This window comes from Brevibacterium album DSM 18261 (genome assembly GCF_000426445.1).
GTDB classification, from domain to species: Bacteria; Actinomycetota; Actinomycetes; order Actinomycetales; family Brevibacteriaceae; genus Brevibacterium; species Brevibacterium album.
Genome location: NZ_KE384526.1, coordinates 391,205 through 417,138, shown reverse-complemented (window position 1 = coordinate 417,138; position 25,934 = coordinate 391,205). Strand labels below are relative to the sequence as shown.

17 protein-coding genes are annotated in these 25,934 nt (G+C 68.0%); 12 read left to right on the top strand and 5 right to left on the bottom strand.

The window, feature by feature from the left end; translation table 11 throughout:
- Window positions 1–50 precede the first annotated feature (50 nt).
- From K318_RS0115525 to K318_RS0115510, 4 genes are all read right to left on the bottom strand, one after another.
- On the bottom strand, window positions 51–6,833 hold the full coding sequence (locus K318_RS0115525) for a DUF4011 domain-containing protein (RefSeq protein ID WP_029090157.1): 6,783 nt from the start codon (window positions 6,831–6,833) through the stop codon (window positions 51–53).
- 231 nt (window positions 6,834–7,064) lie between these two features.
- Window positions 7,065–8,294 (bottom strand): amidohydrolase, encoded by a 1,230-nt coding sequence (locus K318_RS0115520; RefSeq protein WP_029090156.1) that lies wholly within the window; start codon window positions 8,292–8,294, stop codon window positions 7,065–7,067.
- Between the two features lie 91 nt (window positions 8,295–8,385).
- Window positions 8,386–9,156 carry a hypothetical protein gene (locus K318_RS22430; protein ID WP_051298095.1) on the bottom strand — a complete coding sequence of 257 codons (771 nt, stop codon included), beginning with the start codon at window positions 9,154–9,156 and terminating at the stop codon, window positions 8,386–8,388.
- Between the two features lie 14 nt (window positions 9,157–9,170).
- Complete coding sequence (locus K318_RS0115510; RefSeq protein ID WP_029090155.1) at window positions 9,171–9,941, bottom strand: DUF5058 family protein; 771 nt, start codon at window positions 9,939–9,941, stop codon at window positions 9,171–9,173.
- Window positions 9,942–10,235: 294 nt separating this feature from the next.
- Between K318_RS0115510 and K318_RS0115505 the strand changes: the two genes are divergently transcribed.
- Window positions 10,236–11,102 (top strand): MurR/RpiR family transcriptional regulator, encoded by an 867-nt coding sequence (locus tag K318_RS0115505; RefSeq protein ID WP_035282506.1) that lies wholly within the window; start codon window positions 10,236–10,238, stop codon window positions 11,100–11,102.
- Window positions 11,103–11,122: 20 nt separating this feature from the next.
- Here K318_RS0115505 and K318_RS0115500 read toward each other — a convergent pair whose 3' ends face one another.
- A complete protein-coding gene (locus K318_RS0115500; RefSeq protein ID WP_156914070.1) occupies window positions 11,123–11,422 on the bottom strand; it encodes an antibiotic biosynthesis monooxygenase family protein in 300 nt (99 codons plus the stop codon).
- A 134-nt stretch (window positions 11,423–11,556) separates the two neighbouring features.
- On the opposite strand from K318_RS0115500, the gene K318_RS0115495 reads away from it, so the two are divergent.
- From K318_RS0115495 to K318_RS22420, 11 genes are all read left to right on the top strand, one after another.
- The gene (locus tag K318_RS0115495; protein ID WP_029090152.1) at window positions 11,557–13,086 is read left to right on the top strand and encodes an ABC transporter substrate-binding protein; all 1,530 of its coding nucleotides are present in this window, start codon (window positions 11,557–11,559) and stop codon (window positions 13,084–13,086) included.
- 11 nt (window positions 13,087–13,097) lie between these two features.
- Entirely contained in the window at window positions 13,098–14,087 is a 990-nt protein-coding gene (locus tag K318_RS0115490) for an ABC transporter permease (RefSeq protein ID WP_051298094.1), read from the top strand.
- The gene (locus tag K318_RS0115485; RefSeq protein ID WP_029090150.1) at window positions 14,084–14,935 is read left to right on the top strand and encodes an ABC transporter permease; all 852 of its coding nucleotides are present in this window, start codon (window positions 14,084–14,086) and stop codon (window positions 14,933–14,935) included. The genes K318_RS0115490 and K318_RS0115485 overlap by 4 nt, the downstream gene beginning before the upstream one ends.
- Window positions 14,922–16,568, top strand: a complete 1,647-nt coding sequence (locus K318_RS0115480; RefSeq protein ID WP_051298093.1) for an ATP-binding cassette domain-containing protein — start codon at window positions 14,922–14,924, stop codon at window positions 16,566–16,568. The genes K318_RS0115485 and K318_RS0115480 overlap by 14 nt, the downstream gene beginning before the upstream one ends.
- A 72-nt stretch (window positions 16,569–16,640) precedes the next feature.
- Window positions 16,641–18,206 carry an amidohydrolase family protein gene (locus K318_RS22425; protein ID WP_084500310.1) on the top strand — a complete coding sequence of 522 codons (1,566 nt, stop codon included), beginning with the start codon at window positions 16,641–16,643 and terminating at the stop codon, window positions 18,204–18,206.
- A 67-nt stretch (window positions 18,207–18,273) separates the two neighbouring features.
- Window positions 18,274–19,653, top strand: coding sequence for an amidohydrolase family protein (locus K318_RS0115470; protein ID WP_169721481.1), 1,380 nt, complete (start codon window positions 18,274–18,276; stop codon window positions 19,651–19,653).
- 60 nt (window positions 19,654–19,713) lie between these two features.
- Window positions 19,714–21,102, top strand: coding sequence for an amidohydrolase family protein (locus K318_RS0115465; protein ID WP_029090147.1), 1,389 nt, complete (start codon window positions 19,714–19,716; stop codon window positions 21,100–21,102).
- 73 nt (window positions 21,103–21,175) lie between these two features.
- Entirely contained in the window at window positions 21,176–22,063 is an 888-nt protein-coding gene (locus K318_RS0115460) for a MurR/RpiR family transcriptional regulator (RefSeq protein WP_211233346.1), read from the top strand.
- 179 nt (window positions 22,064–22,242) lie between these two features.
- The gene (locus tag K318_RS0115455; protein ID WP_029090145.1) at window positions 22,243–23,541 is read left to right on the top strand and encodes a type I glutamate--ammonia ligase; all 1,299 of its coding nucleotides are present in this window, start codon (window positions 22,243–22,245) and stop codon (window positions 23,539–23,541) included.
- A gap of 43 nt (window positions 23,542–23,584) precedes the next feature.
- The gene (locus tag K318_RS0115450) at window positions 23,585–24,748 is read left to right on the top strand and encodes an amidohydrolase family protein (RefSeq protein ID WP_245579923.1); all 1,164 of its coding nucleotides are present in this window, start codon (window positions 23,585–23,587) and stop codon (window positions 24,746–24,748) included.
- Complete coding sequence (locus K318_RS22420; protein ID WP_051298223.1) at window positions 24,738–25,922, top strand: M20 metallopeptidase family protein; 1,185 nt, start codon at window positions 24,738–24,740, stop codon at window positions 25,920–25,922. The genes K318_RS0115450 and K318_RS22420 overlap by 11 nt, the downstream gene beginning before the upstream one ends.
- Window positions 25,923–25,934: the final 12 nt, after the last annotated feature.

Here is a 25,934-nt window from a genome sequence, read left to right as displayed (position 1 = left end):
GATGCACCTGTTGGTGAGGTGCATCTGCCTCGTGGTGCCCGAAGTCGGCGTCAGACCAGGACGGCCGAGGTTTCTCCCTGGCCTGGGTCTGTGAGAGCGATCAGCTCGTTGTCGAGCCGCACCCTTTTCGAGTACATGAGGATCTTCAGCGCCCTTTCCAGCCGACTGCGGATATTGCTCCTCAGGCGAGCCCATCCGAAGACCGCCATCGTCTCGCGCAGGAGCGAGTCCGTCGGCATCGGACCGGTCTCCGAGAGCTCCGCGAGCATCGCATTGGCGAGTTCTTCAATGCTGATCTCGTGCACATCCACCGTGCCCTCTTCAGGAGAGCGAGGCCGGTACCCGCTGTACGTCTCGGGGTTGAGGCCCTCGGGCCAGTAGAAGCATCTGCCCTTCTCCGAGTCGGGAGCGGGACTGTACGGGGTGCAATCGAGGATCTTTTTCCGGACGGCCTCCGTTATGCGGGAGCGCCCGAATCTTCTCACGACGATCCGCACCAGGCGGCTCTCTTCCACCGGGCCTTCGAGCTCGATGATCTGGCGGAGCTCCTCGCGCACGAGACCACGCACCTCCGGCGTGAGATCACCGTCGAGGCACTGCTGGTCATGCACCTGCTCATCGGAGGCTTCGATGAAGGGGTGTTGGCCCGACCTGTCCGCTGGGGAGACGGGTGCCGCCTTCTGTTCGATGCTCGCCTCGGCTGCGGTCATGCTCCGCATCGGTGCCAGCGGATCGATGTCATGGTCGGCATGGGAGACAACGTCCGGGGACTGCGCATCATCGGGTCCGGAGGTCTCCTCCGAAGCAGTGTGAGGGTGCACAGCGGAATCCAGGTGTGGGGGACCGGGAGCACCCTCGGCAGGGAGTGCGGAATCCTGCTTGGGTTGGGGCACCAGGCTCTGCGCTCTTTCCTTGATCTGGCGGACCACTGCGCCTGGATCGCCGATCCAGGCAGGGAGGTACACCTGCATGGTGTCCTGCCAGCCCAGTGTCCGCTGCAGTATCTCCGAGGGCAGGGACTCCCTGTCCGCGGTCGTGAGTCTGGACGCCCACTCCGGAGAGTCCAGGACGAGCGCGAGCCAGCCGAGGTCGGTTCCGGCTCGGACTGCCAGATCGACGCGGAATCTGGACGTGCCGATGTCCTCCACCACTTCGAGTCCCTCGGCTCGAAGCGCCGAGAGGAGCTCCCGCCGGTAGAGGTCGACGCTCTCGAACTGCTGTGCGCCGGAGGACGCGTGCAGCGTGCCGTGCTCTGCGTACGCGAGGTACTCCTTCAGATGCAGCAGACCCTCTGCGCGAGTCTTTCGGGGGTCGATCTCAATGGACCTCAGAGAGGTGAAGAGAACCACCTGCCGCCGTGCTCGCGTGACCGCGACATTGAGCCTGCGTTCCCCGCCGCTGGCGTTGAGCGGTCCGAAGTTGTGGCTGAGCACCCCGGTCTCGGGATCCTTGGCGAAGGCGATGGAGAACAGGATGACATCGCGCTCATCGCCTTGGACGTTCTCTAGGTTCTTGACGAAGAGGGGCTCCGTGTCGCGTTCCAGCGCCCTCTGCACAGCGGCGGAGCCGGACTGCTCGAGGCGGTCGAGGATGAGATCCCGCTGCTGCATGTTGAAGGTGACCACTCCGAGTGACGCCTGTGGATCTGTCGCGAGTCGGCTAGTGATGTCATCGACGATGGCTTCGGCTTCTTCGGAGTTGGTGCGGGTCCTGCCTCGTTCGAAGGTGCCGCCGACGAAGACGGCGCGGATGCCCAGACCGGGCCGCTCCTCCGGCGGGCCCGGGAACACGTTCAGCTCGCCGCTGTAGTACTTCATGTTCGAGAAGCTGATGAGGCTTTCGTGCTGCGACCTGTAGTGCCAGGAGAGCCAGCGCTGCAGGAGGCCGGAGCTCACTGCCTCGGAGAGGATTGATTCCTGGTCGGTCGCAGCGAACTGGACGCCCGTGTCCTCGGAGGCAGCCGGTGCGAGTTCCTCGTCCTCGGCGCTCCCGCCGTCTCCGTTGAACAGGCTGCTGGGCGGCATCTGCTTGGAGTCGCCCACGATGACAGCTGCGTCCGCACGTCCCAGTGCACCGATCGCATCGGCGACTTTCACCTGCGAGGCCTCGTCGAAGATGACGGTATCGAAATGAGGCTGGTCCGCGGGCAGAAAGCGCGCCACGGAGGCGGGACTCATGAGCACAACGGGTGTGAGATTGAGGATCTCCTGTCCGTAGTGCTCGAACAGCTGCCTGATGGACCCGCCTCGCTTGCGGTCGATCTCCTTGCGCAGTCCTACGCTCACCCGCGCAGCGGTGCGCCGTTCATGCATCAGCCTGGCGGGAAGCTCGCTCCGCATCCGAAGCTTGAGATCGCGGGAGATCTCGATGTACTGTTCGACCTGGCCGGCACGGTCCTCGGGGCTGAAGACGTCGAAGCGGCTGTCTCTCAGCTGTGCCTCCAGATTCTGCCGTTCGACGGCGAGGATGACGGCCTCGGCGAGGCCGGAGGTCCCGTGTCCCGCATGGATGGCCTCGGCCTCATGGCGCAGACCCGCGTCGGTGAGGGCGCGGAGAGCCTGATGGAGTTCCACCTGCCGCTGGAAGTGGTGCCGGGCGCGCTGATCGGCCTCGGTCTCGAGCCAGATGGGTGTGCATTCGCGGATTCGCGCGAGGAGCGCGTGTTCTCCCTGCCACGCGCGGAGCGAGGAAGCAGTGGCTCCGGAGGCTTCGCACAGGCCGGTCCACGCCGTGCGGAACCGCTCGACGGACTGCCCCAGGCGCCCCTGCAGTGCGCCGGTCGGATCTGCCTGGACGAGGGCGTCGAGGACCGTGCCTGAGTCGGGTACCGCCTGCAGGAACGCCCGTGTGAGCGCCGCGTGAGCCTCGTAGTCCCGAGCGTCCTGGGTCTGCTGCGCGAGGACGCCGGCGACGCCCGGATCGAAGAGGTCGGCATGCTCGAGCCCGCCGATCCCATGCGCAAGCCGTGCTCGTGTCTCCGCATGGTCCCGCTGGAGTGTCCGAAGCTGTGTGAGGAAGCGCTGAGGGTCCTGGGTGACCCAGTCGCGATGGTCCTCGCTCGCGAGCGCGGTGATCTTCCCGAGGGCGTTCTGTGTGAGACGCCCGCGCCTGAACAACGATGCGCCCACTGCGGTGTCGAGCTCAGACTGCAGCCTGTCGACATCGGCATGCATTGCATCCCGGGTCAGGCGGGGGCTTTCGGTCGCCCATCTGCGGAGGAACCCTTCCAGCAGCGCCGTGCGGGCATGCAGATCCTCTGCGGTCATCCGGGGAGCGCCCAGCCTGTGCGGCAGCACGGCTCTCCCGCTCGGCAGATCGGCCAGCCAGGCCTCGAGCCGGCTCGTCTGTTCGGCGTCCATCCGGTCGAGGAGGTCGCTCAGCGGGCGTGGGAGGTCGTCCAATGCCCGGGTGACCTCCCGTGCGCATGTGAGCAGCACGTCCGTGGGCTCTTCTGCGCCTGGCGATCCGGAGCCCTGCAGGTCTCCGATGAAGCTCCAGGCGTGCGGCAGGCGGCTTCCGACCGCCGCACGTGCCGCATGGTGGACGCTGTTGGCGAGGCTCTGGAGCACCCGTGGTCCCAGCTGCAGAGTTTCGGCACCGACGCGCACGTCTTCGGGATTCCAGTCCGCCGGAACCTGGCGGTTCTGCTCCAGGAGGAGACAGTGCTGGTACCGGTCCCAGATCGTGGCACCGGTCCCGCCGTCGTGAAGCCTGGCCGGATAGTCTCCGAGATCCTCGATGCGGGTGCGGAGGATTCCCCGCTGTGCGTCGAAGGCTGCTGCGTTTCCCTTCGGGTCGGCCTGGATCGACTGTCTGATCTGCTCTCTGATGAGGTTGATCGACTGGTCCTTCCCGTGCACGTTGAGCGTGAGCGGTTCGAGGCCGATCCTTCTCAGACGGTCGTGGACCACGGAGAGGGCAGCCTGCTTCTCCGCGACGAAGAGGATGGTGCGGCCCCGCGCGAGCCCGTCCGCGATCATGTTCGTGATCGTCTGCGATTTGCCTGTCCCGGGAGGCCCCTCAAGGACGAAGCTGGCTCCTGCCGAGGCTGCCTTGATGGCTTCCAGCTGACTGCCATCGGCCGGTACGGGGAGGTAGGAATCGGCTTCGTCTGCAGCTCTGAGCGGTCGGCTCTCCACCGCATCAGTGAACAGTTCGCTCGGCCGGTGGACGAAGTGGCCGACGACAGGATTGTGCGCCAGGCTCTCCCAGTTCTCGCCCACGTCGCGCCACATGTCGAGGGTGGCGAACTGCAGGATCGCGAGATGGGCGCGGCTCTCCACGGAGAAATCGAGTCCCTTCTCGAGGAACAACTCCCTGAGCTCGCGGAAAACCTGCGCGAGGTCGATCCCTGCGTCATCCGCGGGAGGGTTCTCCAGCTGCGGCAGCACGAGTCCGTACTCCTGCCGCAGCTTCTCGATGAGGCACTGGTTGGCCTGCACCTCCGCGTTGGGCTCCATGTGGATGGAGTACGGGCGCGTTCTGCTCCCCTTGAGCTCGACGGGAAGGAGGAACAGAGGGCTCCTCCCCTCCTTCACCGTGCTGCCTTGGCCCGCGGACTTCCACTTGAGGAGACCCAGGCTCACATAGAGGGCATTGGCGCCGGTGTCCTCCCGGATCGTCTTGGCCTCACGCCGCAGCCGCGTGAGCTTGTTCAGAGTGCTGGATCGATGTGCGCGGACGTATGTGCGGGCTTCTTCGCGGAAGAGTCGGGAGAGTTGAACGCTGTCGTACTCCGCGGCAGAGCTCAGCCCGCGCTGGAGGTCGATGGGATCGATGTGATCGTGCGGAGTGAGCGGCACGGATTGGTTCCCTGCGAGCCTGTCCTCGAGTGGCCCGAGATCGTCATCGGCAAGTATGAAGGAGAGACCGCGGGAGTCGCTGAGCCTGAGCAGCGGATTCCGGAAGGATAGGTCCAGCAGGTCAGATCGCCACCGCTGCACCCGGTAGGGGAGCTGTTCTCCCAGGAGATGCTTGGTCTCACCGGTCACGCGATCCGCGGGCGGGAGGTCCGCCGTCACGACGCGGTCGCGACCCGCCCGGTTCTCCACTACGACTATGGTGCGGTCTCCGCTCCCTTCCACTATGGCCGGTAGCGGGCGGATCCTCCTGTGCGCGGCCTGGATGCTCACCGCTGCCCGCACCGCGCGTCCGTCTGCACAGCGTATGAATCCGGCCCGCACCGCGTCATCGAAGCTCGCGCTGCTCCCAGCCGTGCACACCGTCGTCTCGATGGGGACGAAGACATTGCTGCCGAAGAGGTTGCTGAGCGTGCCCGGTTCGGACACGACCATCTCCGTCGTGATCTCCCGGCGAGCGAACCCGACCATCGCGTGCCCCTTGAGCAGGAGGACGTACGCGTGGAGACCCGCCTCCTCGAGCGCAGCGGCGAAGAGCACCGTGGTGTCGAGACAGGTGCCGAACCGGTCGCGGACGACGGTGTCGGAGGTGCGGATCTTCTGGCCGTGTCGTTCGAAGGAAGCCGGGGGCTCCGAGTACCTGATCTCGAGGCTGCGCACCGCATCGTAGAGTGCTCTGGCAGTCTCGACGACCCGTTCCGAATCCTCCTGGTACCCGACGATGGACGGACTGCCCGTGCGCTCTGCGAGAAGATCCGAGGCGGTGGAGATGACAGTGCGGACGGCCTCGGCCCGCGGGCGGACGAAGGCGGCGATGATCTCCGGCACCGCGGTGGGCGTCCACTCGTCGTGGGCGAGGACTCGGATCGGGATGGAGCGGGAGACCGGCGCTCCATCGAGATCGAAGTGCAGCTCGATACTGGTCTCGGTTGCCTCCTCGACGCGAGCGAACTGAGCAGGAGGGAGGTTCCAGGCGAGATCCGAGGGCTCAGCGTGCCATTCCTCGCCGGGGCTGAGGCTGAACTGCGGTCCTTCCCATGCGGTAGTTCCGGCGCCTGCCTCAGCGGGGCCGCTGCCCGTGACCTGTTCGGCGGAGAGCCCGGGCCCGAACTGCGCGCGAAGTCCTGTGACCGTGCGAGTCCGCTCCTTGAGTTCCGGAGCGGTGCCCTCGGGCTCAGGTTCCGGTGGCAGCCAGACCGCACCCATCCCGGCGAAGACGCTGACCCGGTTGTGTGTGAGCGCGAAATTGAGGTCGCGGCGGTAGAACACGACCACGTGAAGGTGCCCCGCTGAGATCACCGAACAGTCCAGCCCCTCCGGGCTCCCGGGGATATAGGGGTAGAACCGCTCGATGAGCTCTTCCTCCCGGTCCTTGTTCCGGCGACCGGCCCGCTTGTCCTCGGATGCTGCCGTCACAGAGTGCGGGACGGTGCTCTCGGGCTGCGGTGACGGTGGTGCCGTTGCAGTGAGGACCTCCGGTTCCGCCTGCCGGCGGGTCTGCCCAGGAGCATCTGCTCCATCAGCCGCGGCGGTCGCAGTCACGTGGTCCTGGGCCGCGTCAAGATGCTGCCTGTTGATCTCCGCGATGACTGCGGGATCTGCTCCGAGACTTCTCGCGAGGTCGTGCGCGGTGCCGAGGAAGGTGGTGAGATGTATCAGCGTGATCTCGGCCGGTACGTGCGCGGCCCGGTTGAGGGTGTCCAGCAGGAAGACCGCAGAGCGAGTCTGGCTGGGCTTCGTGGGCTGGCGGAAGTGCTTCCAGTATCTCGTGAGCACCTGCAGCAACACCCTGACATCGGCCATGCTGCGGGGACGTGCGGATCTGCCGTCCACCTTGTCGGCCGCCTCGAACAGGGGGAGCCAGGAGTCGGCTTCACCCTGCGTGGGCGCATTGACAGCCACAGCGGGGGAGATCGCCGCAGCGACCAGTGAGCCGGCTCGGTTGATCCGCTCTGCCGGAGTCAAGATGGCCATGTGCGGTCGCCTTCCGTCGAACAAGGGAAAGGTGGTTCTGCTGGTACTTTAATGCGATCTCGGGCTTTGCCGACATTCGGGCAGGACGGCGGATTCAGAGTGGCGGGAGAGCTGGGTATCCGTCTGTGCCGCGGCGGCGAGCTTCGCACAGAAACAGGCGCCGGGAAGAACTCGGAGCTCTCCCCGGCGTCGCCGTCCTTCAGCGCGCGAGGGCCGGTCCCCGCGCTGGCCTCACACCCCCACGCGGCTGAGGATCGCCGTCAGGCCGGCGCGGACGGAGGTGGTCAGCGAGGTGCGCACATCGTCGGGTCCGAAGAAGGGGGAGTGGTTTCCGCCCGGGATGCCGTTCTCCACGGTCTCGGCCGAGTAGCCCCCGAAGAACCAGTACACCCCGGGGATGCCGAGCGAGTCGGGGAAGACGCCGAAGTCCTCGCTGCCGGTGACCGGCGGGGTCTCGCGCACGGCATCCTCGCCCAGCTCGGCGCGGAGCGCTCCGATGAGGCTCCGGGCCTCGGCCTCGTCGTTGAAGCAGCGGGGGAACCTGTACATCTCCCTCACGGTGGGCGCAGGCGCGCCGGAGGCGAGGGCCTCGCCCTCGAGGATCCGCTTCACCGCTTCGAGGACCTTGTCCCGCACCGCCGGCTCGAAGGTGCGGATGTTGATTTTGAAGACCGCCCGGTCCGGGATGATGTTCTCCTTGGTGCCGGCATGGAACGTGCCGACCGTGACCACCGCCATATCGGATCCGGAGATCTCCCGGGAGACCACCGTCTGCAGCCGCGTCACCATGTGCGCACCGAGCACGATGGGATCGATCGAGGCCTCGGGCTGCGAACCGTGGGCCTGCCTGCCGTGGACCGTCACCTCCAGCGAATCGGCCATCGCCATCGCAGTGCCGACGGAGACGTTCACCGTCCCCGCGACCCCCGGCCACACGTGCTGGCCGTAGGCGACCTCGGGCACGGAGACCCTGTCCCAGAGGTCGTCCTCGACCATCGCGACGGCACCGGCACTGGTCTCCTCACCCGGCTGGAAGAGGAAGACCACGGTTCCGGACCAGGCATCGCGGTGCTCCGTGAGCAGTCGCGCGAGCTCGAGGCCCGTGCTGATGTGCGTGTCATGGCCGCAGCCGTGCATGACCTTCGTCTCCGTGCCGTCGGGCAGCACGCCGGTGGCCGTCGAGGCGTAGGGCAGACCGGTGTCCTCCTCGATGGGCAGGCCGTCGGTGTCCGCGCGGTAGGCGACGACGGGGCCCTCGCCGTTCCGCAGCTCTGCCACGACACCTGTGCCGCCGCACAGGAAGGGCTCGAGGCCGAGGCCGCGGAGGTGCTCGGAGATCTTCTCCGCGGTCCGATGCTCCTCCATCGAGAGCTCCGGCATCTGGTGGAACTCGCGGTACAGCGTCTCCAGGTCGTCCATGCCGGCGGCGAGGTCGTCGAGGATCGTGGTGGGCAGGGTCATGTCTGTGTGCTCCTTCTCTCCGGGGGTGTCTGGCTGTCTGCGGGCCTCTGACGGCCGGTCGCGGCGCACTCCTGCAGCGGCCGGCGGGCTCTCATGCGATGCCGATGGTCTCCTCGTCCCCATCGGCGCGGGTGCGCGCTCCGCGCATGCTCCTGGGGCGGGCGAACCAGACCACGACGATGGTCAGCAGCACCACGATGCCGGTGTTGAATCCGGCCAGCGCGGGGACGAACGGCAGGACGCCGAACACCATCGCCGCAGCGATCGCCATCGCGATGAGGGCGGCCTTGATCTGCTTGAGGGTGGCGATGAGCTGGACGACGATGCCGCCGAGGATCGCGGGGAGGATGTAGAGGCGGGCGACCTCCGTGATCTCCGGCGGCGTGATGGAGACCAGCCATGTGCCGAGCAGGCCCACCAGCAGGAGGAGGGAGACGACATGGACCGCGGCGGCGCCGCATATGGCCGCGGTCGCGGCGAACTCGGCCTTGCGGGTGCCTGGCCTGGCGTTGATCGACGACTGCGCCACGATCGCCGAGGGCAGCAGCTTGTTCGAGATGTTGCCGATCATGAACGCCTGGTACATGCCTGCGGGCCCGAGGATGGGGTAGTAGGTGACCGGCTCTACGATCCAGAAGACGCCGTAGGTCGCGGCGACGGCGAGGAATCCGGTGAGCACCTGCGCTCCCGTCACGCTCACCCCGCCGAAGAAGAGGAGGTAGAAGGGGACCGAGGTCGCCAGCAGGAGGCTGATGATCATGGTGATCCGCCCCCACCGGTTGGTGGTGACTGTGTAGGCCTGGTCCATCGCGGCGAGGCGTGCGGGGACCGCCTGGGGCTGGGCGTCTGAGTTCGCTGACATGGGATGCTCCTCGATCAGCCTGCGTGGTGGACGAAGTATGCGACGGTGAGCGCGCCGACGATCGCGAAGCCGAGCGCCCACTCCTTGAGCCAGGCCGCCCTGAGCCTGTTGGCGATCAGGAGGCAGACCGCCATGATGACGGCGGAGACGGCGACCGCGACGGCGTGCACTCCCGATTTGGGCAGCTCCGTCATCGCGAGCGCGGCGAACGCCGCGAGCAGCGCCGCTCCCGGGACGATGGACATGAGCGCCGGATTGACCTTCTGGAGCTTCGCCGAGCCCGTCTTGAGCACGGGGGTGAGGATGAGGGTGGCGAGCATCCAGCCGGCACCGGAGAGGCTCATCGCCATGAGGGCGACGACGAAGACGTCGGTGGTGTAGCCGTCGCCGCTGAGGCCCGAGCCCATCGTCTGCGCGGCGAGCTCGGCGGAGGCGACCTCGGTGGCGGCCGAGCCGATCAGGCCGATCCGCACCAGCACCGGGGGAGTGCCGAAGAGGGGCAGGAGGGCTACGGCGACGAGGACGACTGCGAGGGAGGGACCGATGGCCGCGATGCCGCCGGCGCGGAAGGCTCTGTTGACCTCGCGCGGGGACATGTCTGCGGCCTCGGCGTTCCTGCGGACCGCGACCATGTAGATTGCGGACTGGATGCCCACCACGCTCAGGACGGCCAGGGCGAGGATCCAGAGGATGGGCGTGTTCGCGAGGCCCGGGACGTCCGTGGAGGCCAGGAGATCCGGTGAGCGGTGCGGCGATGCCGAGGCAGGGAGGGGCTGAGGGGACAAAGCCGTGCCTTTCGGTGCGGGTGGACGGGTGCGATGGCGGCTGGCGTGCGCCCTCCCGCTGGCATACGGGCGCGGACGGTGGGCCGCTCACTGCACATCATCTGCCGGAGCAGTGGTGTGAGGCACAGTGTATTCCCGTGCTTCCGTGCTGTGCCATACGGACGGGCACGGAACCGATGAGCCTCCCTTGACACCCGTCTCCGCCAAAGCGTAAGTATGGGTCATCGGACGCGGTGCGGCTCCGTTCCCCGATGCTCAGAGCCCGGCGGGCGGACAGGGACAGGCAGGGTGGACATGGAGGATCAGCAGGTCGCGCACGGCGTTGAGGGATGGCTGCAGGGACTTGCCGCGGGCAGGAAGGTGTCCAAGAAGATCGCGGCCGTCCTGCATACGATCTCGGTGAACCCTCGACTCGCGTCCTATGGTTCAGTGGGCGTGGTGGCGGAGAAGGCCGGGGTCAGCATCAGCACGATCACGCGAACGGCGCAGAGCATGGGCTTCGCGGGCTGGCCGTCCTTTCAGGACGAGCTCAGGGCTGTGTACATCTCGTCGCTGTCCGTGGCGGAGATCTCTGCGCACAGGCAGGGGACCGAGGCCAGGCCGGCCAGGGAGTGGGTCATGCGCGACCGCGACAATCTCAGTGCGTTCGCGAACTCGGCAGACTTCGCCAAGCTCGCGCGAGTGGCTCGCCACATAGCCGAGAGCGAACGCACCTTCGTGGTGGGGCGGGGCAGCTACAGCGGAATCGGGCAGGTGCTGTCGCACTCCGCGGAACTGTACGGATACGATGTCCGGCCTCTCGTCGAATCTGCTCAGGTCTCCAACGCGATCGCCCATCTGAGGGCGGGTGATCTTGTGATCGTGATCAACTTCTGGCGTGTCTACAGCCAGACGAAGGCGATCGTCGACTCCTGTGCGGAGCGAGGGCGCTCAGTGATCCTCTTCGGCGAGAACATCCCCCGCGAGATCGAGGAACGCTGTCTCGAGGTGGTTCGGATACCCACGGAGGCGGTCGGCTTCACTCCCTCCCTCACGGTTGTGACTTCAGCGGTGCATGCCGTCGTCGCTGAACTGCAGAGCATCGATGAAGATGCATCCGGCCGTGCGGTGGAGGACGCTGAGAAGGAATGGGGCAGGTTCTTCGGCCACGGGCACGGATGAGCGCCCAGCCCGGAGTTCGTTCACTTCTCCCCAGCACCGCTGTGCGCTGAGAGGCTGATCCTGCCCGTCCGGCTTGTGCTCGTGGTTACCAGCGTCTCCATCGCTGCGCCGATCTCCGCTCGTGCCGGGTGCTCCAGCCAGCCCTGATAGTCCTGCTCTGTCGGCCATAGCGCGAGGACGGCGATGGTGTCGTCCTCCGCGACTGAGAGCTCGCCGCTGAGCGCCCCGCAGAGCTCGATCGCCTGTTCCAGCACCTTCAGCTCCCGGTATGCCTCGATCACTTCGGCTGTTCGTCCGGGGGCGGGGATGAGCGTGAGCATCGACCGATACATTATGAAAACCTTCTTTCAAAAACTTGCATCAGCATATGTCTTGCCAAATATCTTCCCGGATGGGTAGCGTGATGTCCACCACTGGCAGAGCTTCGATGGGGAAGCGAAGGGAACACGGAACGATGAGACGCAGACTCTGGCACACCGCGCTCGCGGCATCGCTGACCGGCACCGTCCTGCTCGCGGGGTGCGGTTCCGGCGGCGGAGACGGGCAGTCCGAACAGACCCTGCGCTTCGGCATCAGCGGCGAGGTTCCGGTGCTGAAAGCAGGACAGGAACAGGGGAACTTGGGGGCGACTGCGAACAGTCTTCTGCATCGCGGGCTGATGACGTACGACAGCGAAGCTCAGCTGGTGCCTGCGCTCGCGGAATCCTATGAGCAGATCTCGCCCACGGAGTACAGCTTCGTCCTCCCGGAAGGTCTCACCTTCCACGATGGCACTGAGCTCACCGTTGACAGTGTGAGGAGCAGCTGGGAGTACTTCGCCGATCCGGAGAACGGGTCTGCGCAGGCCGAGGCCTATGCCAACATCGAGGCGGTCGAGGCCGGTGAGGCCGGGGAGTTCACAGTCGTTCTCAAAGAGGCCAGTTCCGCATTTCTCCAGACCCTCGCCGATGTCAGCACCCCGATCCTTCCTGAGGCCGCTCTGGACCCCGAGGCGGAGAGCGACGTGGGGGCGGGGCCGTTCTCCGTGGTCGATCAGCAGTCCGGCGTCGGTATGACGCTGGAGAAGTTCGACGGGTATGCGCATGCGCAGGAGGTCGCCCTCGACGGTGTCGAACTCGTCTACTACGCCGACGGAGCATCACGGGTGAACGCGCTGCAGGGCGGAGACGTCGACCTGATCGACTACGTGCCGTGGGAAAGCTTCGACCAGCTGGAGCAGGCGGGATTCACCGTGGACGGCAAGGCGGGCCCGGGCCTCGATGTGCAGTTCAACTTCGAGGCGGAGCCGTTGAACGACCCGCTCGTCCGAGAGGCCATCGCCTATGCGATCGATCGGGAGAAAGTCGTCGAGAACGTCTTCTCCGGCTATGCGGAGCCGGTGTTCGGCCAGATCGTCGAGGAGGGCGGTGAGTTCGACACGCCCGCCGTCACCGAGATGTACGACTACGACCCCGAACGTGCGAAGGAGCTCCTCGCCGAGGCCGGCCACGAAGACGGATTCGACATCTCCCTCCTCGGAACCTCGCAGTACGCCTTCGTCCAGGACACCGCGATCTCCGTGCAGCAGGACCTGGAGGCGGTGGGCATCCGCACGGAGCTCGAGCTCCCGGACTGGCCCACCATGATGGACAACATGCTCACGGGCGAGTACGAACTCGGCATCGGCACCATCTCCGCGACGATCTCCGACCCCAGCTATCTGCTCAGGTTCGTCGACTCGCCGGCCTATGTGCATCCGTGGGGCTACGAGAATGCGGAGCTGACGCAGCTGCTCAAGGACGGTCGGGCTGCGGAAACGGACGAAGCGCGCATCGAGAGCTATCAGCGGGCATTCGAGCTGCTGCGGGAGGACACTCCCTATGCGGTCATGATGCAGCGTCAGCAGGCCTACGCATACAGCGAGAAGGTGAGCGGCTTCTCGACGCTGCCGGGGCTCATCGTGTTCGGCTCCGGTGTCTCCGTCGCTCACATCAGTCTGAGCTGAGGGCCGGAGCGATGCGCACCATGCTCGACCGGCTGCCGGGCCCGATCGGGTTCTTCTTCCGGCGCCTGCTGATCGGAGTCGGACTGCTGGTCGCGGTGGCCGTCCTGACCTTCGTGATGATCCAATCGGTGCCCGGTGACCCCGCGCGGCTTCTCCTCAGCGGCGATTCCGGCGGAGGATCCGAGGAGGCCGTCGAGGCGCTGCGCGCGGAGCTGGGCCTGGACCGACCGTTGGCGGTCCAGTTCCTCGCCTTCCTCGGCGGCATGTTCACCGGTGATCTGGGCACCTCCTTCGTTCATCGTCAGCCGGTGATGGATCTGATCGCGTCGCGCCTGCCGAACACCCTCGAGATCGTGGGGGCTGCGGCTGTCCTCTCAGCACTCGCCGGGGTGGCGATCGGTCTCCTGTCGGCGATCGTCTCCCGGGACCGCCGGGGTGGGACCGTGTTCTCGACCTTCACCTCACTCGGACTGTCGGCACCCGTCTACGTGACCGGAACCCTGCTGGTGTACTTCGTCTCGGTGAAGCTGCATCTGCTCCCGGCCGGGGGCTTCGCCTCGTGGTCGCAGGATCCGGGCCGGCACGTGCAGCTGCTCGTCCTTCCCGTGCTCACCATCGCGATCGGACTCATCTGCATCCTCGCGAGGGCGACCCGCAGCTCGGTCCTGGAGACTCGCGGCCAGGACTGGGTCCGGACCGCGAAGGCTCTGGGGCATTCGCCGGTGCGGCTCTGGCTGCAGGCGGTGCTCCGGAACTCCCTCACTCCGGTGGTCACGCTGATCGGCTTGGAGATCGGAGTGCTGGTGGGCTCCACGGTCCTGGTCGAACAGGTCTTCAACTGGCCGGGTCTGAGCTCACTGCTCATCGAGAGCGTCGCCCATCGCGACTATCCCGTCATCCAGGGGGTCATCCTCGTGACGTCTGCGATCTTCATCGTCATCAACATCATCGTCGACTACCTCTACGGCGTCCTCGATCCTCGCGCTAGGAGCGGATCATGAAACGCGCGCTCACGCACGCGTTCGGCGGTTTCAGGGTGATCCACTGGATCGCGCTCGCACTCATCGTCACAGTCGTCCTGGCGAGTCTCCTCATCGAACAGGTCTCCTCGGCGTCTCCGGTGGCACAGACCGAGGCCCGCTTCCTGCCGGTCGGCTCCGAAGGGCACCTCCTGGGGACGGATCAGTACGGCCGCGACATCCTCATCCGTCTGATCTACGGTGCGCGCATCGAACTCTTCATCGCGGTGTCGGCCACGCTGGGCGCCCTCGTGCTCGGCACTCTCCTGGGGGTGATCGGCGGATACTTCGGGGGATTCCTCGGGAGTCTCACCATGCGTGCGATGGACGTGCTCATGACCATTCCGGCCCTCATGCTCGCGCTGTTCGTCGTCACCCTCTACGGGCCGGGCAGCGTGACGCTGACGATCGGTCTCACTCTGATCTTCATGCCCTCCTTCGCGCGCATCGCCTATGGGCAGACCCTCTCGGTGCGGGAGAAGGAGTACGTGGAAGCGGACGTGCTCTACGGGGCGAAACCGGCTCGGATCATCTGGAGGACCATTCTCCCCAACATCTCTGCACCGATCATCGTGCAGTTCACCCTCATCATCGCCGCCTCGATCCTGCTCGAATCGGGACTGAGCTATCTGGGCCTGGGAGTGGTCGCCCCCACTCCGTCGTGGGGATCCATGGTCGCCGAGGCGACGCGCTTCATGGCGAGCAACCCGTCCGTGCTCATGGCGCCCGCGCTCGCCGTGGTCATCATGATCCTGGCCTTCAGCGTCCTGGGAGACGGCCTGCAGCGCTCTCTCGATCCCAGAAGTGGAGTGAGAAATGTCCGAGCATGATCACATGTCCCGGCTGCTGGACGTCTCCGGTCTGCGGGTGTCCTTCGGGGGCGGCGAAGAGGCCGTGCGCGGCGTCTCGCTCTCGGTGGACCAGGGACGGATCACCGCGCTCGTGGGAGAGTCGGGGTCCGGGAAGTCCGCCACGGCGATGTCGGTCCTCGGACTGCTGCCCGAGACCACCGCCGTCTCAGGCACGATCACATTCGTCGGCAGAGAACTGTCAGCGCTGCCGGAGAACCGGATGAGGGAGATCCGCGGCGGCGAGATCGGCACGGTCTTCCAGGAGCCCATGACGGCGCTGAACCCGGCGCTGCGCGTCGGGGCGCAGATCGTCTCGGCTCTGCGCGGCGGCGACCGCGACAGGGAAGCGCTGCGGGCCCGGGCGACCGAACTCCTTGAAGCGGTGCACATCCGCGATCCCGAGCTCAAGCTCCGCCAGTTCCCGCACGAGCTCTCCGGTGGGCAGCGGCAGCGCGTGATGATCGCGATGGCCATTGCGAACAGGCCGCGCCTGCTCATCGCGGATGAGCCCACGACCGCCCTTGACGTGACGGTCCAGGCCGAGATCCTGCAGCTCATCCGGGAGCTGCGCGACGAGCTGGACATGGGGGTGCTGCTGATCACCCACGATCTCGGTGTGGTCGCCGATATCGCGGACAGGGTGAATGTGATGCACGAGGGAGCCATCGTGGAGACGGGATCGGTGCGCGACATCTTCACGGCACCGCGGGCTCCCTATACGAAGAAGCTGCTGTCCAACTCGAAGATCGGTGACGTCCGTGCACAGGTGCGGCGGGAAGAACGCCCGACTCCTGAGGTCTCGAGGGCACCGGAAGCGTCCGCGTCTCCCGCGACGCGGGAGGAGCTCCTGTCCTTCCGCGGCCTGTCGGTACGGTACCCGGGCATGCGTGCCCGCCAGGAGCCGATCATCAAGGGGATCGACATCGACGTGCGGGTTGGTGAGACCCTCGCGGTCGTGGGTGAATCCGGCTCGGGGAAGTCGACTCTGGGACGTGCCCTCACCGGCCTGCTGAGGCCTGAGTTCGACGAGGCCAGGCTGGCGGGGAAGCGCATCGAGCGACCTCGTGACGTGCGGGGGGTGCTCACGACCTCCTTCGTCTTCCAGGACAACGCCTCCGCGCTCAATCCCCGGATGACGATTGGCGACTCGATTCTGGCTCCCCGACGGTTCGCAGGAGCTGAGCGGTCCGCTGTCTCGGAAGCCGCTGCGGCCGCGCTTCTGGAGCACGTGGGTCTGGACCCGGGGTGGACGGGACTGTTCCCGCATCAACTCTCCGGAGGTCAGCGTCAGCGCGTGGGCATCGCCCGCGCGATCGCCCGCCGTCCGCAGCTGCTGATTGCGGACGAGCCCACGAGCGCGCTCGACGTGGCGGTGCAGAAGCGCATCCTCGTCCTCCTCGCTCAGCTGCAGGAGGAGATGGGCTTCAGCTGCGTCTTCATCACCCATGACCTCCACCTGGTGAGAAGCTTCGCCGATCGCGTGGTCGTGCTGCAGGGCGGGCGAGTGCAGGAGCAGGGGGAGGTCTCGGCGGTGCTCGACGACCCGGCGAGCGCGTACACCAGGAAGCTGCTCGCTTCGACATTGGAGGTCTCCGTCGACGCGGATGGGTGAACCGCAGGCACCGGACACACCGTCCGGCCGCACGGATGCGCGGCCGACCATCGAGCTCTGAGGAGGGCATGCATGTGCAGTGAGGATCAGGAAGGCGGGCACGGGCACTCGCCGGTCCCGAGCGCGAGGCGGCAGGTTCCCGCCCCGGACCGCGCGGAGGGCGCGCATGCGGGACGGACGGTCGTCATGCGAGGGGTGACGATCATCGACGGCACCGGGGCACCGGCCTACGGTCCCGCCGACCTCGTGCTGAGCGAGGGGCGGATCGTCGAGATAGCGGACCGCACGGACCCCATCGCCCGGTCCCTAGGAGGCTCCGGCGACCTCGAGCACAGGCATCCCGATGCGCTGCACCTGGATCTGAAGGGTCACTATGTGATGCCCGGGCTGGTCGACTCGCATGCCCATATCGGGAGTGCCGCGCAGGCGCCGAGCGCCGAGTACGTGTACAAGCTGTGGCTCGCTCACGGGGTGACGACTGTGCGCGAGGTGGGCTGCCTCAACGGTCTGGACTTCACCCTGCATGAAGCCGAACGCAGTGCCGATGACGCGATCACCGCACCCAGGATCCTGCCCAATCCCGTCTTCGGCCTCGGCGGCCGCGGACCCATCACAGCGCCCGAGGAGGCCATCGAGTGGGTGCGGGGCATCGCCGGCCGCGGGGCTGCGGGCGTGAAGTTCTTCGGCGCCGAGCCCGGGGCGTTCGAAGCGGCGCTGCGGGAGATCAACGAGCTCGGTCTCGACAGCGCCTGCCATCATGAGCAGCGGCGCGTCCGGCAGGTGAATGCGATGACGACGGCGCGCTGGGGGCTGCGCAGCGTCGAGCACTGGTACGGCCTGCCCGAGGCGATGTTCCGCGACCGGACCGTCCAGGACCTGCCGCCGGGCTACAACTACAGCGACGAGCCCGCGCGCTATGCCAGCGGCGGGCCTCTCTGGCTGCAGACGGCGGCGCCCGGGAGTCCGGTCTGGCAGGAGACCCTCGAGGAGTTCGTCTCGCTGGGCCTCACCATGAGCCCGACCTTCAACATCTACATCGGACACCGCGACGCCGCTCGCGTGCGCGGCTCGGAATGGCACGGCGAGTTCACCGCTCCCCAGCTCTGGGACTTCTTCGAACCGAGTCCCGACAGCCATGGCTCCGTGTACGGGGACTGGGGCACCGAGCAGGAGATCCCCTGGAGACAGGCCTATGTCAGGTGGATGGCCCTGGTGAACGACTACAAGAATCTCGGGGGTCGGGTGACGGCGGGATCCGACTCCGGATTCATCTACAAGACCTTCGGCTTCGGCATCATCGAGGAGCTGGAGCTGCTGCGCGAAGCCGGGTTCCACCCGCTCGAGGTCGTCCGAGCGGCCACCCTCTCAGGGGCGGAGCTCACCGGGCTGGACCGGGAGACCGGCTCCGTCGAGGTGGGCAAGCGAGCGGACCTCGTCGTCCTGAGCGAGAACCCGCTGCAGAACCTCAAGGTCATGTACGCACACGGTGCGCTGCGCTATGCAGACGGGGTGGGCGCCCGGCATGCGGCAGTGAGGTTCACCGTGAAGAACGGGATCGTCTATGACGCCGAACGGCTGCGCGCGGATGTGCGGGAGATCGTCGCGGAGGAGAGAGCACGGGCGCACGCGGTCGGCTGAGGAGCGACCACAGCGGGTCATGCGCAGCGCGCGAGCAGGCACACGGGAGAACGAGGAGAACGAGAAGATGTCAGGACTGGCAGTTCGGAATGCGACGATCATCGACGCCACCGGGGCGCCGCCGCTGCAGGGCGGGACTGTGGTGATGGGCGAGGACGGTCGCATCGAGGCCCTCGGACCGGACCAGGAGGTCGCGATTCCTCCGGGCGCTGAGACGCTGGACGGGACCGGGCGCTGGGTGGTGCCGGGGCTCATGGACGCGAACGTGCACCTCGTGGCGGCGCGCACTCCCGACACCCTGCTGGAATTCCAGGGCCGCTATGAGGAACTCGCCTTCGAGGCGGCGGAGCTCACCCTGAAGTACGGGGTGACGACGGTGTTCGACACCTGGGGGCCGGCGGGGCCGGCGACGAGGGTGCGTGACGCGATTGCCAGCGGAACCGCTGCAGGGTCGAGAATCTACTGTTCCGGCAACATCATCGGCCTCGGAGGTCCGCTCTCCGATGACTTCGTCGCGCCAGGCGACTTCCTGCACCGGGACACCGTCGCGGCGATCAACCGCGAGTGGGAACGGGGCATGGGCCCGCACCTGGCCACCATGTCCGTCGCTCAGATCGCCGAGGCCACTGCGCAGTACATCGAGGAGACGGGCGTCGACTTCATCAAATGGGCCGCGACCGATCACCTCGCCACCGCGGGCGGGATGATCTTCCTGATGTTCTCCGAGCAGGCGCAGGAGGCGATCCATGCCACGGCGCACAGCTACGGGAAGCCCACACAGGCGCACACGACGACCGTCGACAGCCTGAGGATCTCGGCGGACATCGGCGTAGACCTCCTCCAGCACGGCGATCTGACAGTGGGCAGACCCGCACCCGAAGAACTGCTCGACCAGATCGCGCAGAAGGGGATCCCCACCGCCGCGCTGGTGTGCACGGACGAGCACCTGGCCTGGAGCGGCTCTGCTCCGGCCGCAGCCAGGATGCATCCCGTGCGGGTCAACGCGGACCGGAATCAGCGCGGTTTGATCGCGCGCGGAGCACGCCTGCTCCTCACGACCGACGGCTTCGCCTACGGACCGCGGATCACAGAGCACCCGGGATTCCGGGCCGGAACCCTGTCCCCGGAGGTGCCGGATCTTCCGGTGCAGCTTGGATACAGCCATCTCAACTGGATCCGAGGCGCCGCGCAGCGGGGGCTGGGGATGATGGAGATACTCCGTTCGGCAACCGCCTACATCGCCGAGGCCTACGGAGTGGCGGATCGGCTGGGAACGCTGGAGCCCGGCAAGATCGGGGACCTGCTGATCCTCGGGTCCGACCCGCTCGAGAGTCCGCAGGCCTATGCGGACATCCGCGAGGTCGTGAAGGAGGGAATCCGGGTCGACCGCGACGCCCTCGCCCGGAATCTGCAGGTGGGGCTCGACGTCCTCGCGGCACGAGTCTGATCACGATCCCACCGCGTATCCGGTCAGCGGATGCGTCTCACACCCCGGAATGGAGCGCATATGACGAGCAGACTGATCATCCGCAACGTGACGGTCATCGACGGGACGGGTGCGGATCCGCAGCCGGCGTCCGCCATCACCGTCGGTTCTGACGGGCGGATCGCCGCAGTGTCCCGAGAGGATCCGGCCGCGCCTCCACCGCCGGGGGCTGAGGTCTTCGACGGCGGTGGGAGGTATGCGATCCCAGGTCTGATGGACGGGAACGTCCACTTGGTCGCAGCGCGCACCCCTGACACCCTGCTGGAGTTCGAGGGCAGGTATGAGCAGCTGGTGCGAGAGGCCGCGGAACTCACGCTGAAGTACGGGGTGACGACGGTGTTCGACTCCTGGGGGCCGGCGGGTCCGCTGACCCGTGTGCGCGATGCGATCAGCCGCGGGGAGGTGAACGGGTCCCGCATTCTGTGCGCCGGGAACATCATCGGACTCTCGGGTCCGCTGTCGGGAGATTTCGTCGCACCCGGTGCATTCCTCGAGCGCGCTGCGGTGGAGAGGATCAATTGGGAGTGGGAGCGGGGCGTCGGGGCCGATCTCGGATTCATGACCGCTGCGCAGGTATCCGAGGCCGTGTCGGCCTACATCGAGGAGACCGGTGTGGACTTCATCAAATGGGCGGCGACAGATCACATCGCCGGCAGCCGCATGCAGTACCACGTCTTCTCCGAGCTGGTGCAGGGAACGATCGCCGAGACGGCCCGGTCGCACGGTCGCCCGATTCAGGCGCACACGACGACTGTGGACAGTCTGCGCATCTCCGTCGACCTGGAGGTCGACCTGCTCCAGCACGGCGACCTCACATACGGCAGGGCGATCCCCGGCGAGCTCCTCGACAGGATTGCGGAGAAGGACCTCATCACGGGAGGCCGGTTCATCACCAGGCGCCATATGGAATGGACGGAGAAGAGCGCCGCCTTCGCTGGGAGGCGGGAGATGCGGAGGATCTCCGAGGCGAATCAGGGCGGGCTGCTGGCACGGAACGCCCGCATCGCGATGGCCACCGATGGCTTCGCGTACGGTCCTCGCGTGTGGAACCACCCCGGGTTCCGGGCGGGCACGCTCTCTCCGGAGGTGCCGGACCAGCCGGTGCAGCTCGGCTGCGGGCATCTGCCGTGGATTGCTGGGGCGTTCGAACGGGGAATGGGGCCGATGGAGGTTCTCAGATCCCTGACATCGCATCCTGCCGAGGCGTACGGCATCGCCGAGGAGGTGGGCACCCTCGAGGTGGGAAAGGTCGCCGATGTGGTCCTGCTCGACCGGAACCCACTCGAGGACCACACCGCGTATGCCGACGTCAGCGAGGTGTTCAAGGAGGGGCGGCTCATCGACCGGAAGGCGCTCGCGATCGACATGGAACTGGGTGAGGACATCCGGAGCGTTCGAGGCCGCGGCTGAGTCTCGGTCTCCTGCTGTCTTCTCAGGTTCTCCGGGCCCGGCAGCGAGCTCGAGGCCCCGCTACCATCGGACCATGCCGCCGCCAGAGTCCTCCCATGCCCCGCCGGGTCTCCGCATGCGAGTCCAGGAGTCGATGGCGGAGCTGAGCAATGCGGAGCGGAAGGTCGCCCGGGCCCTGCTGGCCCGCTATCCCGGAGCCGGCCTCGGCACCGTCTCCGAACTCGCGCAGGAGGCCGGCGTCAGCGCTCCCACGGTGCTGCGGTTCGCCGGCCGGCTGGGGTTCTCCGGCTTCCTCGGCCTCCAGCGCGCACTCGTGGCCGAGCTCAACGAGCTGGGCTCCCCGCTGCGGCAGTACGAGAGCAAGCGCGCGGCGGCCGGGGGCGAGGGGGTCGTCGCACGCACCGGGGCCTCGTTCTCCGCCCTGCTCGCGGCCACCTACGCGGAGCTGCCCGAGTCCGAGGTGGCCGCCGTCGCCGGCCTCCTCGCCGATCCCGCCCGGCGGATCGTCGTCCACGGCGGGCGGTTCTCGGGTCTGCTCGCCGACTACCTCGTCCACCACCTGCAGCTGCTGCGCGCCGATGTCTCCCTCCTGCCCCCGGAGGGCATCGCCGCCCGCGATGCGGTCCTCGCCGCCGGTCCCGCGACGGTGCTCCTCGTCTTCGACTACCGCCGCTACTCGGAGGGCTGCTCGCGGGTCGCGGCCGAGTTCGCCGAGCGCGGTGCGACGGTCTGCCTCATGACCGATACGTGGCTCTCGCCCATCGCGGAGATCGCCCGGCACGTCCTGCCCGCGCACGTCGACAACGCCTCGCCCTTCGACTCGCTCGTCCCCGCCACCGCCGTCGCGGAGACGCTGGTCGCCGCCGTCACCGATCTGCTCGGCGACGGCGGCATGGAGCGCCTGGCACGATTCGAGGCCCAGTCCGAGCTCCCTCGGCCGCAGCCTCGCGGCGGAGTGTGACCCCGCGCCGGCTCTCACACTGCGAACAGGCCGGTGCGCACCCCTCCGGGCCTGTAATATCCGTTACAGGACCTTCTTGCAGACGCAGTTCTGGAACGACAGGACGCTCATCCTGACAGGCGAGCCGTCCGGAGCCGGGTCCCGCGTCCGCATGCAGCTCGAGCAACCGGTGAGGAACCATGGCGCTCCCCGCACTGACCTTCATTGCCACCAGCGATCTGGTGGGCCACGCGCGAGGGCGCTCCGTGCCCTCCTCGGGAGCCACCCAGGCGCTGCGCCGAGGCGTCGGCTGGGTCCCGGCGAACCTCGCGATCAACACCTTCGGCGAAATTGCAGACGACAACGTCTTCGGGGCCGCGGGCGATCTGCGCCTGGTCCCCGACGCGACGACCGGCATCGACATCCCCGCCGGGCACGGACGGCCCGATCTCCGTCTGCTGCTCGCGGACCAGCGCCTGCCCGACGGCTCCGAGTGGGACTGCTGTCCGCGGACCTTCGCACGCAGGGCGCTGCGCGGCTTCACCGAGGCGACGGGGCTCGAGGTCGTGGCCTCCTTCGAGCACGAGTTCGCCATTCTCGACGCGCCCGCGGCCGGTCCCTTCTCGCTGCGCAGGCTCCGCGGGGCCGAGCCCTTCGGCACGGAGCTCGTGGAGCTCCTCGACTCCACGGGGCTCCAGCCGGAGAACTGGCTGCCGGAGTACAGCCCGCAGCAGTACGAGATCACGCTCGAGCCCGCACCGGGCCTCATCGCCGCAGACCGCGCCGTGCTGCTGCGCGAGCTCGTGCACGACCTCGCCGCACGCCATGAGCGCACCGTGACCTTCGCGCCCATCGCTGCCCCCGGCGCCGGAGGCAGCGGCGTGCACGTGCACCTCTCCCTGCACGACGCCCGCACCGGGGCCCCGGCCCTCTACGACGCCGATGCCCCCTCCTGCCTCTCCGAGATCGGGGCGAGGTTCTCCGCGGGGATCATCCGGCACGCCGGCGCGCTCACCGCGCTGAGCGCGTGCAGCCCCTCCTCCTACCAGAGGCTGGCCCCGCACAGCTGGAGCGTCGGCGGCGCCTTCCTGGGGGAGCGGAACCGCGAGGCGCTGCTCCGCATCTGCCCCACCTCGACCCTCGGCGGAGGCGACCCCACCCGCCAGCTCAACCTCGAGTTCCGGGCCGCCGATGCGACCGCGAACCCCTGGATCGTCCTCGGCGCGCTCGTGCGGGCAGGGCTGGAGGGCCTGCGGCGCGGCTACGAGCCCGAGCACATCTGGCCGGAGGAGGCGACCGAGGCGGAGCTCGCCGGCGTCCCGCGCATCCCCGGCAGCGTGGACGAGGCGCTCGCAGCGCTGACGGAGGACGAGGTGGCCGCAGGCTGGTTCCACCCCGATCTGCTGCGCACCTACCTGGACGTGAAGCGATCCGAGTCCGAGGCCGTGCGCGGGCTCACCCCCGAGGAGATCTGCAGGAAGGTCGCCGATGTCTACTGAACAGCCTGCCTCGCAGTCTCACGGGAGCCCGCTGGAGGCAGCGATGCGCATCCCCCTCGTCGACCATCACGTCCACGGCCCGCTGGCCCACGATGTGAACCGCCGCGAGCTGGAGATGCTGCTGACCGAATCGGATCGGGAGATCCCCGCCGGGACCACCGTCTTCGACTCGCAGGTGGGCTTCGCCGTCCGCCAGCACTGTGCGCCGATGCTGGGTCTGGCTCCCGGCGCCTCGGCGGAGGAGTACCTCGCGCGGAGAGCCGAGCTCAGCGCGGACGAGCTCGCACGCATCTTCCTCGAGGGCGCCGGGGTATCTGACTGGATCGTGGACACGGGCTTCGGCACGGACGCGATCTGGACGATCGGGAAGATGGAGGAGCGGCTGAGCGGGCGCACGCACGAGATCGTCCGGCTCGAAGCGCTGCTGGAATCCGTCGCGGCGGACTGCCTCGCGGACGGCGGCGGGCCGGGGGAGCTGCAGGACCGCTTCGAGGCGGCGGTGGCGCAGGCCGCCGGTCACGCCGCGGGCTGGAAGTCGATCATCGCCTACCGCTACGGGTTCGACTTCGACCCCGCGCGGCCCTCGCGGGAGGCGATCCGCGCGGCCGCGGAGCGCTGGCTGGGAGAGGCCGATCCCGCGCGTCCCCTCCGCGCCGCCGATCCCGTGCTGCTGTGCTGGCTGCTGTACGCCGCCTGCGACACGGGCCTGCCCGTGCAGCTGCACTCCGGCTACGGCGATCCGGACCTGGACCTGCACCGCTGCGATCCGCTGCTGCTCACGGACTGGCTGCGGGCGGTCGAGCACACGGGCAGCTCGATCATGCTCCTGCACTGCTACCCGTTCCATCGCAATGCCGGCTACCTCGCGCAGGTCTTCCCGCACGTCTACTGCGATGTGGGCCTGGGCATCAACTACTCGGGTGCGGCCTGCCGGCAGATCGTCTCCGAGTCGATGGAGCTCACTCCCTTCGGCAAACTGCTCTTCTCCTCCGACGCCTGGGGCCCGCCCGAACTGCACTATCTGGGCTCGCTGCTGTGGCGCAGGGCGACGGCGGCGGTCATGTCCCAGTGGATCGCCGCCGGCGACTGGCCCGCCCACGAGGCGGAGCGGATCCTGGGCATGGTGGGCCGGGACAACGCGGTGCGGGTCTACGGCCTCGACCGGCGGGCGTCCTCCTCCGCGGAGGGCGGTGCCGGTGAGCGCTGAGCAGACCCTCGCGGAGCCTGACACGGCGGCGCTCTGGGCGGCTCTGGAGCGCCATCTCCCCGCCGCAGTGCGGCTGCGCCACGAGATCCACAGTGCTCCCGAGGTCTCGGGGGCCGAGCAGGGCACCCGTGACCGGATCGCGGCCGCACTTCCCGCGCAGATGACGAGGGCGGATGTCGCCGGGACGGGTGCGGTGCTCCGGCTCGGGGGCGAGGGGCCCGCGATCGGAATCCGCGGTGAGCTGGACGCGCTCCCGGTGACGGAGACGACGGGAGTCGAATGGGCCTCGGCGGTCGAGGGCGTCATGCACGCCTGCGGACACGACGTCCACATGGCGGCGCTCGTCGCGGTCAGCCATGCCGTCGCCGAGGCCGGGCCGCCCGTCCCGCTGCTCGCCGTCCTCCAGCCGCGGGAGGAGACCTACCCCTCCGGCGCCGAGGACATCATGGCCTCGGGCCTGCTCGCGCGTCAGGGCTGTGCGGCGATGGTGGGGGCACACCTGCAGCCCACGCTGGGCCGTGATGTCGTGGCCTGTGTGCCGGGAGGGGTGAACGCCGCCGCCGACGAGTTCGTCATCGAGGTGACGGGCTCGCCGGGCCATGCCGCCTACCCTCATCTGGCAGAGGATCCCGTGCTCGCGACGGCGCAGGTGGTCGTGGCCCTCCAGACGGTGGTGAGCCGCCGCGTGGATCCCATGCGGGCCGCGGTGCTGGGCGTGTCCTCGATGGAGGCCGGTCGGGCCGCCAACGTCATTCCCGGCTCCGCGCGGGTCACGGGGACTCTGCGTGCGCTGGACTCCGAGACGCGCGCCCTGCTGCGCACTCAGCTCCAGGAGGTGGCGGTGGGCGTGGCAGCGGCGCACGGCTGCTCCGCGGAGGTGACGGTGACCTCGGGCGAGCCGGTGCTGGAGAACGACCCCGCGCTCGCTGTCCGCGCGCAGCGGCAGCTGGCGGGGCTGGGCTTCGAGCTCTCGGACTCCCTGCGCTCGCTCGGTGCGGACGACTTCTCGTTCTACGGCGCACAGGCCCCGTCGCTCATGATGTTCGTGGGGACCGGTGCGGCCGCGGGACTGCACACCTCGGACTTCCTGCCCGGAGACGACGATGTGCGCCGCGTGGCGCAGGCGATGCTCGCCGGCTACCTCGCGGCCGCAGAGCTCATCCGAGAGGGGTGAGCGGGGCCGTGC

What these genes read in the sequence shown, in the direction of transcription:
- K318_RS0115465 (WP_029090147.1), top strand. Translation starts at nt 19,714, where the DNA reads ATGACGAGCAGACTGATCATCCGCAACGTGACGGTCATCGACGGGACG.
- K318_RS0115485 (WP_029090150.1), top strand. Translation starts at nt 14,084, where the DNA reads ATGAAACGCGCGCTCACGCACGCGTTCGGCGGTTTCAGGGTGATCCAC.
- K318_RS0115460 (WP_211233346.1), top strand. Translation starts at nt 21,176, where the DNA reads ATGCCGCCGCCAGAGTCCTCCCATGCCCCGCCGGGTCTCCGCATGCGA.
- K318_RS0115455 (WP_029090145.1), top strand. Translation starts at nt 22,243, where the DNA reads ATGGCGCTCCCCGCACTGACCTTCATTGCCACCAGCGATCTGGTGGGC.
- K318_RS0115480 (WP_051298093.1), top strand. Translation starts at nt 14,922, where the DNA reads ATGTCCGAGCATGATCACATGTCCCGGCTGCTGGACGTCTCCGGTCTG.
- K318_RS0115525 (WP_029090157.1), bottom strand. Translation starts at nt 6,833, where the DNA reads ATGGCCATCTTGACTCCGGCAGAGCGGATCAACCGAGCCGGCTCACTG.
- K318_RS0115495 (WP_029090152.1), top strand. Translation starts at nt 11,557, where the DNA reads ATGAGACGCAGACTCTGGCACACCGCGCTCGCGGCATCGCTGACCGGC.
- K318_RS0115490 (WP_051298094.1), top strand. Translation starts at nt 13,098, where the DNA reads ATGCGCACCATGCTCGACCGGCTGCCGGGCCCGATCGGGTTCTTCTTC.
- K318_RS0115520 (WP_029090156.1), bottom strand. Translation starts at nt 8,294, where the DNA reads ATGACCCTGCCCACCACGATCCTCGACGACCTCGCCGCCGGCATGGAC.
- K318_RS22430 (WP_051298095.1), bottom strand. Translation starts at nt 9,156, where the DNA reads ATGTCAGCGAACTCAGACGCCCAGCCCCAGGCGGTCCCCGCACGCCTC.
- K318_RS0115500 (WP_156914070.1), bottom strand. Translation starts at nt 11,422, where the DNA reads ATGCTCACGCTCATCCCCGCCCCCGGACGAACAGCCGAAGTGATCGAG.
- K318_RS0115505 (WP_035282506.1), top strand. Translation starts at nt 10,236, where the DNA reads ATGGAGGATCAGCAGGTCGCGCACGGCGTTGAGGGATGGCTGCAGGGA.
- K318_RS22425 (WP_084500310.1), top strand. Translation starts at nt 16,641, where the DNA reads ATGTGCAGTGAGGATCAGGAAGGCGGGCACGGGCACTCGCCGGTCCCG.
- K318_RS0115470 (WP_169721481.1), top strand. Translation starts at nt 18,274, where the DNA reads ATGTCAGGACTGGCAGTTCGGAATGCGACGATCATCGACGCCACCGGG.
- K318_RS0115450 (WP_245579923.1), top strand. Translation starts at nt 23,585, where the DNA reads ATGCGCATCCCCCTCGTCGACCATCACGTCCACGGCCCGCTGGCCCAC.